General features: G+C 66.4%; 10 protein-coding genes and 1 pseudogene. 5 read left to right on the top strand and 6 right to left on the bottom strand.

The features are described from left to right. A pseudogene (locus tag CWS39_RS27340) lies at positions 1-823 on the top strand (AAA family ATPase); the annotation flags it as partial. On the opposite strand, the gene CWS39_RS27335 reads toward CWS39_RS27340, so the two are convergent. Continuing rightward, on the bottom strand, positions 820-2,970 hold the full coding sequence (locus CWS39_RS27335) for an acyltransferase family protein (RefSeq protein ID WP_102145989.1): 2,151 nt from the start codon (positions 2,968-2,970) through the stop codon (positions 820-822). The pseudogene CWS39_RS27340 and the gene CWS39_RS27335 overlap by 4 nt on opposite strands. Positions 2,971-3,032: 62 nt before the next feature. Next, entirely contained in the window at positions 3,033-4,112 is a 1,080-nt protein-coding gene (locus CWS39_RS27330; RefSeq protein ID WP_102145988.1) for a phosphodiester glycosidase family protein, read from the bottom strand. A gap of 160 nt (positions 4,113-4,272) precedes the next feature. On the opposite strand from CWS39_RS27330, the gene CWS39_RS27325 reads away from it, so the two are divergent. After that, complete coding sequence (locus tag CWS39_RS27325) at positions 4,273-4,554, top strand: GlsB/YeaQ/YmgE family stress response membrane protein (protein ID WP_102145987.1); 282 nt, start codon at positions 4,273-4,275, stop codon at positions 4,552-4,554. Here CWS39_RS27325 and CWS39_RS27320 read toward each other — a convergent pair. From CWS39_RS27320 to CWS39_RS27310, 3 genes are read right to left on the bottom strand one after another with little or no spacing between them, the layout of a single operon-like run. Continuing rightward, positions 4,551-5,855 carry a PQQ-dependent sugar dehydrogenase gene (locus CWS39_RS27320; protein WP_102145986.1) on the bottom strand — a complete coding sequence of 435 codons (1,305 nt, stop codon included), beginning with the start codon at positions 5,853-5,855 and terminating at the stop codon, positions 4,551-4,553. The genes CWS39_RS27325 and CWS39_RS27320 overlap by 4 nt on opposite strands. Continuing rightward, positions 5,833-6,543 (bottom strand): pirin family protein, encoded by a 711-nt coding sequence (locus CWS39_RS27315; protein ID WP_102145985.1) that lies wholly within the window; start codon positions 6,541-6,543, stop codon positions 5,833-5,835. The genes CWS39_RS27320 and CWS39_RS27315 overlap by 23 nt, the downstream gene beginning before the upstream one ends. Positions 6,544-6,557: 14 nt before the next feature. Beyond that, a complete protein-coding gene (locus CWS39_RS27310) occupies positions 6,558-7,682 on the bottom strand; it encodes an NDMA-dependent alcohol dehydrogenase (protein WP_102145984.1) in 1,125 nt (374 codons plus the stop codon). Between the two features lie 252 nt (positions 7,683-7,934). Here CWS39_RS27310 and CWS39_RS27305 point away from each other — a divergent pair, with 252 nt between their 5' ends. Then, on the top strand, positions 7,935-8,312 hold the full coding sequence (locus tag CWS39_RS27305; protein WP_102145983.1) for a hemophore-related protein: 378 nt from the start codon (positions 7,935-7,937) through the stop codon (positions 8,310-8,312). Here the strand turns inward: CWS39_RS27305 and CWS39_RS27300 are convergent. Next, on the bottom strand, positions 8,309-9,349 hold the full coding sequence (locus tag CWS39_RS27300) for a sigma-70 family RNA polymerase sigma factor (protein WP_102145982.1): 1,041 nt from the start codon (positions 9,347-9,349) through the stop codon (positions 8,309-8,311). The two genes, CWS39_RS27305 and CWS39_RS27300, sit on opposite strands and share 4 nt — an antisense overlap. A 21-nt stretch (positions 9,350-9,370) precedes the next feature. On the opposite strand from CWS39_RS27300, the gene CWS39_RS27295 reads away from it, so the two are divergent. Next, a complete protein-coding gene (locus tag CWS39_RS27295; protein WP_102145981.1) occupies positions 9,371-10,210 on the top strand; it encodes an alpha/beta hydrolase in 840 nt (279 codons plus the stop codon). Beyond that, positions 10,207-11,175 (top strand): alpha/beta fold hydrolase, encoded by a 969-nt coding sequence (locus CWS39_RS27290; RefSeq protein ID WP_199178324.1) that lies wholly within the window; start codon positions 10,207-10,209, stop codon positions 11,173-11,175. The genes CWS39_RS27295 and CWS39_RS27290 overlap by 4 nt, the downstream gene beginning before the upstream one ends. The last annotated feature ends 47 nt before the right edge of the window (positions 11,176-11,222 follow it).

Below are 11,222 nucleotides of genomic sequence, written 5' to 3'. Positions count from 1 at the left end.
CCGCCACCTCAAATTCCACGAAGACCGGGACAACCTCACGACCTTGGTAAATATCGGTTATACCGATGTCAGGCGGGTCGAGAATCCGGACGGCACCATCGAATACGTCAGGGACTTCGATGATTCCGATATCCCGACCGCATTCGGGTCCTTCCCAGAACTCGACTGGGCGCAGGTGCCAGGCGATGTCACCATTCAGCTCGTACAGGGCATCCAAAAGGCGATCGATGACGGTCTCATCAATACAGGTGGCCCGGTGCCGAATGCGCTCGCGGCGCTGCTGGGCCTCCTCGGTCTTGGTAATGCCTTGTCACTCACCGATTCCGGTCTCGACCTGACGAGCCTCACCGAGATCGCCGACGACCTCACCGGAGGGCTCAGCGAGCTGAACACCGAGAGTCCCGAAGTAAACACGTTCAGCCCGCCGAGCATCACGTCGACGACCACTGACGCTCCGCAGACAGTCGAGCTGACCACCACTGATCCCGTAACACCTACACCCGACGAGGAACCCTCGACCGACGACGACGGTCCGCTGCTCAATGTGCTGACCGGAAACGGTAGCGCGGGAACAACGTTGATCGGCAACGGTCGCACGGACCTCCGCGCGGGCATGACCGACACCCGCAACCAGATCAGGACCGCGGTCACCAACACCCGCAACCAGGTCCGCGAGGCGGTCACCGAAACGCGCAACACCGTGAAGAAGGCGGTGACCGACGTCCGCAATGGCGTCAAGGATGCGGTGGACGACGTCCGCGATCGTGCCGACGGGCAATCGAATGACTCGAATGACGGCGCTGGAGGCGACGACTCCGACTAACCCCGGCGAAACGCCCGATCCACCAATTCGGCCAGCACCGGCGCGAGTACTTGCGCGTATTCGATCGTGATGTGGTTGTCGTCGCGGTACACCAACGTGTTGCCGACGACGACTGGGCAGCGCTCCGCCGTGCAGAACAGCTCGCTCAGGTCGGCGTACTGCCCGCCACCGGCGGCCACCGCGGCGGCTTCCGCCGCAATTTCCCCGTCATTCAACGCTTCCGAACGCACCGGCGAGCACGCACGCGCATCGTCCATATGCGCCGACAGACACGTCGGCACCGTGGACCGCGGATCCGGAACCGGCCCGAGCACCAAAACGCCTGCGCCGGTGGCCCGCAACCTCTGCACCAACCTGGTCAGGCTCTGAAGCCACACACGGTCGTACGTGGTGAACCCGAAGTCGGCGCCGTAACGCCGGCCCATGTCCAGCACGACGAGCTGGGACGGTCTTCGCTCCAACAGTGACACGATGTCGGAGCGCCACTGCTTGCATTCGGTGAACTCGCGTCCCAGATACGGACTGTTGATCGGGAGATCCATCAGCGGACACGTCACCTTGGCCATCGTCTGCAGCCGCCAATGACGCTCGCGCGCAGGCTGTTCCAACGCCGGCTGCCACATCGCCGCGTGAGAGTCCCCGACGAGCGCCACCGTCGTCGGCGACGCCGGGTCCCCCGACACGCACTCGGGCTGCACGACGTCACGCCACGACAGCACGCATCCGTTGACGAAGACCTCGGGTTTGCGGATCGCACCCAGCACCGGGGTCAGGTTGGCCGGGACCGCCCGCACATCGGCCGAGGAGGCCACCGCCGCTCGGATCTGATCGTGAGGCGCCGGTGGCGACGGTGTGTCGGGCGACGGTGCCTGCGTCACCGCCGGGGCCGCCATATCCCCGCGCCCCACCGGAACAGGCCGCGCCATCAACAACGCGATACCGACACACACCGCCATAGCGGTCGCCACCGCACCGACCATCAGACTCCGGGATGCGGAGAGCCGCAGCGCATCCGAGAACCGCACCGGATTCTCGACGAGGTGCAGTGTCAGGATCGCCAAGCCGAACGACACCAGCACCATCGCCAGCCGACCCGTCAGCCCCAGCGTCCCGCCGAACACGAACGGCGCGAGCAGCAGCGTCGGCCAATGCCACAGATACCACGAGTACGACAACCGCCCGATGGAGCGCATCACCGGCTTCGACAAGAACCGGCCCGCGCCCAGATCCGGTGTTGCACAACCCGCCCCGATCACCAAAGCGGTACCCAGCACCGGCAACAACGCCGAGGTACCGGGATACGGCGTGGCCTCGCCGATCTGCGTGCAGGTCACCAAGATCAGCGTCAGCCCACCCCATCCGACGATGGCGGCCGAGGGTCCCGGCAGCTGACGCCACGCGCCGGCGGTCAACGCCACCAGCCCGCCGACCGCCAACTCCCATGCGCGCGTGGGCAACGAGAAGAATGCCCACGACGGCCACGAGTCCGTCCACGTCAACGAAATCAGGAACGACACCGCGGCCAGCACGCCGAGCACCACAACATACGGCGTCACCGATCGAGGCGCCGCCGAACCGAACCGCCGCGCAAGAAACCACGCGCTGCCCAGGATCAGCGCCGGCCACAGCACGTAGAACTGCTCCTCGACGCCCAGCGACCAGTAATGCTGTAACGGCGAAGGAGGCACATCGGCCACCAGATAGTCAGTGCCCTGGATCGCGAAGCGGTAGTTCCCGACGTACAGGGCGCTCGCGATGCCGTCGCCGATGACGTTGCGCGCCTGCAGCGGTGGCAGCAGCACGGCCGATGCGACGCACGTGGCGACGAGCACCAGTGCCGCCGCCGGCAACAATCGTCGGGCCCGTGCCCCATAGAACGCGGCCAGCCGCACCGTGCCGCTGCTCGACGCCTCCCGCCACAGCAGACCGGTGATCAGGAATCCCGAGATGACGAAGAAGATGTCGACGCCGATGAAGCCGCCGCCAAGACCCGGCAGACCGGCATGAAAGAGCACGACGGCCAGCACCGCGATGGCCCGCAGGCCCTCGATGTCGGGCCGAAAATGCTTCTGCGGCAGAGTAGCCTGCCCGCTCGCATCTTTCTCGCGTCGGGAAGCGGGACGTGGTGCCGTCGTAACTCTGTTCACTCGAGTAACGATCGTCCCACGAGACGCGGCGCGAACCCGGGATCAACGCGCGACGGCGGCAGTCAGTTGAAGGCGAGCCAGCTGGGAAGGGCGCGTTCGCGCGAATCGCACAGCACCTGACGGGTGTCACAGCTGCCCCTGGGAACGCCTGCGCCACTCCACATTCCGCCGGTGTCGCGTCGAAGCACGATCGCCGACGAACCGCCGCCATCCAAAAGAACAGCGTTGTCGGCGCCCAGTCCCCGGAACAGGTCCTGCATGTTGTCCGGTGTGTAACTGCCGCCCTGGAAGACGTAGAGCTGGTCGTTGGCCCGGTTGTAGCCGATTGCGGTCCGCGCCGCGCTCGGTCCGCCGTCGTTCAGCTGGCCCGTGTCGCCGGGCGCCAGCAGGCCGATGCCGGCGACCGCGACGAACCGGGCGCCGCGGTCGAGCAGCCGCTGGATCTCCGGTGATGCGGAGTCATAGTCGTTGGGGCCCTTGGGCATTACCACATAGGGCTGCCCGCCGACGGGCAGGATCATGGTGGCCAGCGCCGACCAGTGCTCGCCGCCGCCGGACAACCCCTGCTTACCGGCATACGCGATGGTGCCGGTGACCGCGGCGTTGGCGCGGCCCTGGCCGCGGGTGTTGTCGACGTAGGCGCCCAGCGGCGAGCTGCACTTGGTGTCGCGCCACGAGCCGCCTTTTTGGCCACGCACGTCAAAAAAGTTGGCGTTGACCGCAATTGTCGGTTGCCCCAACACCTGCCACGCTTCCAGCGGCGTGAAGACCTCGGATGCCTGCCAGAGTCCCTCGCTGGTGCGGGCACGCGGATCACGTTCGCAGCGCGCCTGATAGCCCTGGTGGGTGTCGACCAGCAAGCGGGGACGCAGCCGGGCCGACGCATTCTTGATGGTCATCAAGTGCCCGCCGCTGCTCATCTCGTACCAGCCGCCGCCGGCGTTCAGCATCGGCGCGGGATGGCCGTTTCCGAAGTTGTAGACGAGATAGGAGCCCTTGGTGTTAGCGATTGCGGCCGCCAACAATTCGCGCCCGTTTGCCGCTTCCGCGGTCGGTGCCCCGGTCGTGAAAGCCACGGCCGCGCACAGCGTCAGCGCCGCGGCCCGCGCGACGCAACGCCGGAAGTTTGCGGGGAACGACACACGACAACTCTAACCACACCAATAACAGTGTCAACTTTCGTCACATCCGTATCACAAACCGGCAACAGGGGTATTGCAGCCATAAGCTGAGTGCGTGAATTAAGAGGACAGTGGGTATTAGCGGTTCGACCGCTGTCGACAGTCCTAGTAAGGAGCAGAAATGATCGGAACGATTATCAGCGCAATCGTCGTCGGTGCCATCATCGGCGCATTGGCGCGGCTGGTCATGCCGGGCAAGCAGAACATCGGTGTCATCATGACGATCCTGCTCGGCATCGTCGGGTCATTTCTTGGCTCGTGGATCTGCTACAACCTGTTCGAATATTCGAATGAAGGCGGCGGCTGGGCAGTGATTCCCTTCATCGTCGGCGTGGTTGTTGCGGCCGTCCTGATTTGGGCCTACGTGGCGATCGTGGGGCGTCGCGGTACAACCGTCCGCTAGACGCCCGGCGGGGCAAGCCGATAGACCGCGTTGCCGTGGTCGTCGGTGATGTAGATGGCGCCGTCCGGTCCCGCCACCGCGGCGACCGGCCGGCCCCAGCGTGAGCCGTCGTCGGCCTGAAAGCCGCCGACAAGCGTCTGCTGGTTGCCCAGATTGCCGTTGCGCCAAGGGAAGAACGCCACCTCGGGTGGCTGCGGCGGTTCGCGATTCCATGACCCGTGCACGCCGATCAAGGCGCCGCGGCCGAAGGGTTCCGGCAACTGCGCGAAGCTCATGCCCAGTGGCGCCGCATGCGCGGGCATGCTCTGCTCGACCGGCGGCAGCCTCGCGCAGTGGAGCTTGCGGCCGTCGGGATTGGTCTGGACATCGCGGATGAACGGAAGGTTCGCTGGGCCGCCGTCGGAATTGCAGTAGGGCCAACCTAATTCGCGTCCTGGCGTGAGTTTGGCCACCTGCTCGGGCGGATGGTTGTTGACGTAGTCCTGGATGACCTTGCCGTACGACGGTCCAGGCCCTGGATAGGGCACGTTGTCGCGGCCGTTGACCGCCGTCCAGACTGCACCGTCGGGGGCGACGGCAAGACCCGTGCCGTTGCGGACGCCGGTGGCGAAGGGTCGCGCGGGCCCACCGCCGGGCGGAATGCGCATGATCGTCGCGCGGGGCGGGTTGGCGACGCGGTCCTCGGCCGTGATGTTGCCGGTGGAACCGATGGAGAAGTAGACGGCGCCGTCGTGGCCGACCGCCACGCTCTTGAGTTGGTGGGTGTAGGCGCCGTGCAGATCCAGGCTTTTCGCGTCGGGCAGATCGTCGACGACGGTCTTGCGCCCGGTCGCCTTGCCGTCTTTGTAGGTGTAGACGTTGATCTCGTCGCTCTCGGCGACATACAGCGTGGAGCCGGCGAAGCCCAGGCCGTGCGGCAGGGTCAGCGCCTCAAGCAGCAGCGACCTGTGCGGTGGGCCATCGGAACTCGGCATCAGACGCACGACTTCGCCGTTCGCGGGCACAGACACCAGCAGCGCGCCGTCCGGTGCCCATACCGCCAACCTGGCCCGGGGAATGCGAGCCCACACTGACATCGTCCAGCCGTTCGGCACGACCGCCTGGCGTGGCACGTCGAACGGCGGGCGCGCCAACTCCTCTGGCACCTCGACGGTGACAGCCGAAAAACCCTTGGGGGCCTTGACTTGTGGTGCGGGTGACGTCGTGGGCACCTGCTCCGGGACCGGGCTGGTCGAACACGCCGCCAGTACGGCGGCGCTGACGACGAGACCGGCGGCTCTACCTGCCGCCCAGGCCCGCATGCATCTCCCAGATCAGAATCTCCGACGGCTCATCAGCGGTGACGGTTTGGCCGCCGGAATCGGTGAACCGCGCCGCGTCACCTTCGTACAGCGACTCGTCCAGCGTCACCTCGCCACGTGCGACGAACACGTGCAGGTAGCGCGCCTCGGGCAGCGTCACGGCGTCACCGGGTTGCAGGCGCGCGACGTGCAGGGCGGCGTCCTTGTTGTGGATGGCGATGGCGGCGTCACCCGTGCCCGCGGCAATGGTGACCATTTCGCCGTCGCGCAGCTCGATCTCACGCTGCTGGTAGCTTGGAGCGATGCCGGACTCATCGGGCTGCACCCACATCTGCACGAAATGCACTGGCTCCGTGGCAGAGTCGTTCTTCTCCGAATGCAGCACACCGGCGCCCGCCGACATTCGCTGCGCCAGCCCGGGGTAGACGACACCGGAGTTGCCCATCGAATCTTGGTGGGCCAGTGCACCTTCGAGCACCCACGTGACGATCTCCATGTCGCGATGCGGATGGGTGTCAAACCCAGACGCGGGTGCGACGACATCGTCGTTGTTGACCAGCAGCAACCCGTGGTGGGTGTTGGCGGGGTCGTAGTAATCGCCGAACGAGAACGAGTGCCGTGAGGTCAGCCAGTCCGTCGTGGTGACGCCGCGATCGGCGGCGCGCCGGATGTCGACGATCGAGGGCATACGCCCCAGGATAGCTACCAGTCGGATTCGTCGAACTTGATCACGCCGCGGATGTTCTTACCGTCGAGCATGTCCGCGTAGCCCTGGTTGATGTCCTCGAGCTTGTAGGTGTTGGTCACCATTTCGTCGATCTTGAGCAGCCCGGACTTGTACAGCCCGACCAGCCGCGGGGTCTCGATGTGTGAACTGCCGCCGCCGAAGATGTTGCCCTTCAACGTCTTCTGCAGCATCGTGAACAGGAACAGATTGAGCTTGACGTCGACATCCATCATCGAGCCCATGCCCGTCACCACGCAGGTGCCGGTCTTGGCGGTCAGCGTCATCGCCTCTTCGATGTACTCGCCGCGCATCTCGCCCACCGCGATGATCGTCTTGTCGGCCATCAGGCCGTGGGTGACGTCGATGACCGGCGCGATGGCCTCGGCCATCGACGGGTAGACGTGGGTGGCGCCGAACTTGATCGCCTGATCACGCTTGAATTCCACCGGGTCGATGGCGATGACGTGCTTGGCGCCGGAGATGACCGCGCCTTGGAGCGCCGAGAGGCCGATGCCGCCGACGCCGATGATGATGACCGTTTCACCGGGTGCCACCTCGGCGACGTTGGTCGCCGAGCCGAAGCCCGTCGGCACTGCACAGCCCATGATGGCCGCGGTCTCGAACGGTACGTCCTTGTCGATCTTGACGACCGAGTCCTTGTGCACCGTCATGTATGGGGCGAAGGTGCCGAGCAGGTTCATCGGCGAGACGTCGTGGCTGCCCGCCTTGACGCGGGAGGTGCCGTCGGCGATGGCCTTGCCGCCCAGCAGCACCGCGCCGCGGTCGCACAGCGAGCGGAAGCCCTTCAGGCACGGCGGGCAGACGCCGCAGGCCGGGATGAACGCAAGGATGACGTGGTCACCCTCTTCCAGGCCGGTGACGTTACGGCCGACCTTGGTGATGACGCCGGCGCCCTCGTGACCGCCGAGCGCCGGCAGACCGATCGGGGTGGCTCCGGTGGTCAGGTGGTAGTCGGAATGGCACATGCCCGCGGCATGCACGCGGATCTGCACTTCGTCGTCGACGGGGTCACCGAGTTCGATCTCATCGACCCGGAACGGTGAGTTGAGCTCCCACAGCAGAGCACCCTTGGTCTTCATGAGCAGCGATAATAGAACAAGTTACAAAACAGGTGTCAACTTAGCTGTCTAGCTGCGGTTATGAGCCCTTCACCGAGTTGTCCGCCGGAGCGCGTCGCGGCGGGCCGCAGGTGTGCTCGGAACTTCTTTTCCGCGGGCATGTTTAGCCGCGGCGCAATTGTCGTATACGACGTCGCATAAGTCGCCAAAACAGGCCACCACCTGCGCGTAGCGTTATTGGGGGCGTCAGGGCCGCAATTAGAGGTGAGGAATATGCACAATTCAGGTAGCACGTTACGACGCATTTGCGGTGGCGCTGCGCTGGCGGTACTTGCCGGGGCCACCATCGCCGTGCCGACCGCAGGTGCCCAGCCTCAGTGCACGGCGGCGGGGCTGTCCAACGCCATCGGCACGGTCGGCTCGCAGACCGGCGGTTATCTGGCCGGCCATCCCGCCGCGAACGAGGCGATCACCAACGCCGGCGCGTCTGCCGACCCTGAGGGTGCGATTCGGAACTACTTCATCGCCCATCCGCAGGAGTGGGCGGACCTGCAACGCATCGCGCAGCCGTTGCGGACCTTGCGGCAAACCTGCGACGTCCAGGTGGCGCCGGCCGACATCGCGCGGTTGTTCGACGCGATGGCGCGCTAACTGCTGGTTGTCTCCAGCGTTGCCGGCAGGCCGAACTTCTCGAACAGCGACGCGTCGAGAAACGCGACCACATGCGAGATGCCGTCCGGTGCCACGTCGAGCACGTGTAACTGGAACGCCTCGTGGACGCCGGTGTCGGGATTGCGCAGGTACATCGCCGCCGCCGGCTGGCCGTTGGCCGTCGTCGGGATCAACCGCATGTCGCCGGGTTTCTCGGCGGGGCATTTGACCCGTGACAGCATGCCGATGGCCTCGGGACCCTGGTACCAGGTGTCATACGGCGGCATCTCCCACACCGCCTCCTCGGTGAACAGCTTCACCAGCTCGTCGATGTCGTACGCCTCGAACGCCTTGATGTAGCGGTCCAGCAGATCCTGCGACTCGGGAGACTCGGGCGCGACGAGGGCGTCGTCTTCACTCGGCCCGACGGCATCGAGTTGGGCGCGCGCCCGCTGCAGCAGGCTGTTCACCGCGGCGGTCGACGTGCCGAGCGCCTCGGCCACCTCGGCGGCCTTCCACTGCAGCACGTCCCGCAACACCAGCACCGCCCGCTGCCGCGGCGACAGGTGCTGCAGCGCAGCCACGAACGCCAACCGCACGGATTCACGTGAGCCGACGATCGTAGAAGGATCCGTGGGATCGTCGTGTGGGTCGGGCAGCGGCTCCAGCCACGGCACCTCGTGGCGTTCGACGATCTCATCCGTCGGATCCGACTTCGGCGTGCCCAGGCCCGACGGCAACGGCCGACGCTGCCGGCCTTCCAGTGAGGTGAGACAGGTGTTGGTGGCGATCCGGTACAGCCACGTGCGCACCGACGATTTGCCCTGAAAGCCTTTGTAGGACTTCCACGCCCGCAGATAGGTTTCCTGCACCAGATCCTCCGCGTCGTGCAGCGACCCGGTCATCCGGTAGCAGTGCGCCAGCAGCTCGCGGCGATACCGCTGGGCATCGGCGAGGAAGGCGTTCTCGGCGCTGTCGTCATCAAGTGTGTGAGCGAGGACGGTCACTTCGCCGAGCTTACGCAGCCACACCGACAAGCACTCGCTACTCTGCCCAAGGTGGCCACAACCCGCACGGAACGAAGCTTCGACGGCGTCGGCGGCGTCCGCATCGTCTACGACGTGTGGACCCCCGACACCCCGGCGCGCGGGCTGGTGGTACTCTCGCACGGCTTCGGTGAGCACGCCCGCCGCTACGACCACGTGGCGCAGCGGTTCGGCGAAGCCGGCCTGCTCACCTACGCGCTGGACCACCGCGGCCACGGCCGCTCCGGTGGCAAGCGGGTGTATCTGCGGGACCTCTCCGAATACACCGGCGACTTCCACACCCTCGTCGGCATCGCCGCCGACGAGCATCCGGACCTGCGGCGCATCGTGCTCGGCCACAGCATGGGCGGCGGCATCGTGTTCGCCTACGGGGTCGATCACCCGGACGACTACACCGCGATGGTGCTGTCCGGTCCGGCGGTGGCGGCGCAATCCGTCGTCTCGCCCGTGATGGTGGCGCTCGCCAAGCTGCTCGGCAAGATCGTTCCGGGGCTGCCCGTCGAGCAGCTCGACGCCAACGCGGTGTCGCGTGATCCGGACGTGGTGGCCGCCTACAACGCCGATCCGCTGGTGTGGCACGGCAAGGTGCCCGCCGGCGTGGCCCGGGCACTGCTGAAGGTCGGCGAGACGATGCCCCAGCGCGCGGGCGCGTTGAGCAAACCGCTGCTGGTGGTGCATGGCGAACACGACAAGCTGATCCCGGTCGAGGGCAGCTACCGGCTGGTGGAATGCGTCGCGTCAGAAGACGTCAACCTCAAGGTGTATCCCGAGCTGTACCACGAGGTGTTCAACGAGCCCGAGCGGGCGCTGGTGCTCGACGACGTCACCTCGTGGATCGAGACTCATCTGTGAAACTGCTCGCTGCCCTGGCGGTTTCGGTTCTCGTCCTGGTCGGTTGCTCATCGGGCCCGCAGTGGACCGAGCAGGACGTCAGTTTCGTCGCCGACGGGCTGACCATTCACGGCACCTACCGCCACGACGACACACCCGGCCCGGCCGCCCTGCTGATTTCTGAGAGCGGGCAGACCGACCGCAACGGCGACAACGCCGTCGCCGGGCCCGTCGGCAATATGCGGCAGCTGGCCGAACTGCTCTCCGAACGAGACGTGGCCAGCCTGCGCTACGACAAGGTCGGCACCGGCAAGACCGGACTGGGCCCCTACGCGCAAAGGCCGGCCGATGTCGGCAGCGCCGTCTACACCGCCGGGGCCGCCGCCGCGCTGCGCTTCCTGGCCGAGCAGCCCGGCACCGACAAGACGCGGCTGTCGGTGTACGCGCTGGGCGAGGGCACCATGCACGCCATGTCGCTCGCGGCGGCCGGCGATCCAAAAGTCCACTCGCTGGGGCTGTTTCAGCCGTTGCCGGGCCGGTATCTGGACATCATCACCAACCGCGTCCGCGCCGGCGGCAACCCCGAAACGCTCGCGACGTGGCTGGCCGCCGTCGAGCAGGTCCGCGCCAACGGCACCGCACCCGCCCAGCTGCCCGAGGGGCTGGGCGCCGTGCTCAATCCGGGCAACGTGAAGGCGGTGAGGGAAGCCGACACGATCGACCCGCTGGCGTTGGCGGCGAAGGTGCCCGCCGGGACGCCGGTGCTGTTGACGTGTTCGGACTCCGACGGGCAGGCCCGCTGCGACGCGGAACGCCCTTTGATCGACGCGCTGGCCCACACCGACTTGACCGTCGTCGAACTCAAGGGCGTCAACCACGTGCTGCGCGACGACCCCACCGACAACGTGGCCAACTACGCCAACGGCGAACCACTTTCTCCACAGGTGGTCGCGGCGCTGGACCGATTTGTCGGCGAGCCGTCGTAGCCTGACGCGCATGGTGTGTCCTGGAAGCTGGATCAGGCTTGCGGGTG

Source organism: Mycobacterium hubeiense, from assembly GCF_002838065.1.
Taxonomy (GTDB): domain Bacteria; phylum Actinomycetota; class Actinomycetes; order Mycobacteriales; family Mycobacteriaceae; genus Mycobacterium; species Mycobacterium hubeiense.
This window is presented reverse-complemented; position numbering and strand designations above follow the sequence as displayed.